Origin of the sequence: Streptomyces sp. WM6386 (assembly GCF_000972385.1) — a bacterium.
Taxonomy (GTDB): domain Bacteria; phylum Actinomycetota; class Actinomycetes; order Streptomycetales; family Streptomycetaceae; genus Streptomyces.
Genome location: NZ_JXTE01000414.1, coordinates 1 through 541, shown reverse-complemented (window position 1 = coordinate 541; position 541 = coordinate 1). Strand labels below are relative to the sequence as shown.

At 70.2% G+C, this 541-nt stretch carries 1 pseudogene; it reads right to left on the bottom strand.

The annotated features are described in order from the left end of the window. A pseudogene (locus TN53_RS42005) lies at positions 1 to 541 on the bottom strand (ISAzo13 family transposase); the annotation flags it as partial.

Genomic DNA, 541 nt, shown 5'->3' with positions numbered 1-541 from the left:
GGCCCTGGCCGTGCCACCAGCGGCGGATCGACTCCACGGCGAACGCGGCGGTGTCGTGATCGGTGCCGACGTTGACCCAGCCGGTGTTCGCCGCCAGGTCGTAGATCCCGTAGGGGACGGCCTTGCCCAGCTGCGGGTCGGCGAAGTCATGCACGTTCACCAACACCGGCTCACCCCTCGGCCGCCACCGGCGGCCGTTGTTCTTGAAGTCGCCGACGAGCTCCTTCTTCCTGGTGTCCACGCTGATGACCGGCTGGCCGGCGTCCCGGTGCTCGCGGGCCTGCTCGTTGAGACAGCGGAACTGGGCATCGCGGTCCGGGTGCTGACTGCCCTCGATCGTCTTGGCGCCTGCCTGCAGGCTGAAGCCTTCTGCCCGCAGCAAGTCGGCGACGGTGTCGGCACTGACACGGTGCCCGGCCCGGGTCAGCTCCTGCGCCAGCGTGCGAGTGGACTTGACCGTCCACCGCAGCGGCGACATCGGATCCCCCCCCGTACATCCGGCTCGACCAGCGCCAACAGCGCAGGCCGCAGCCCCGGATCC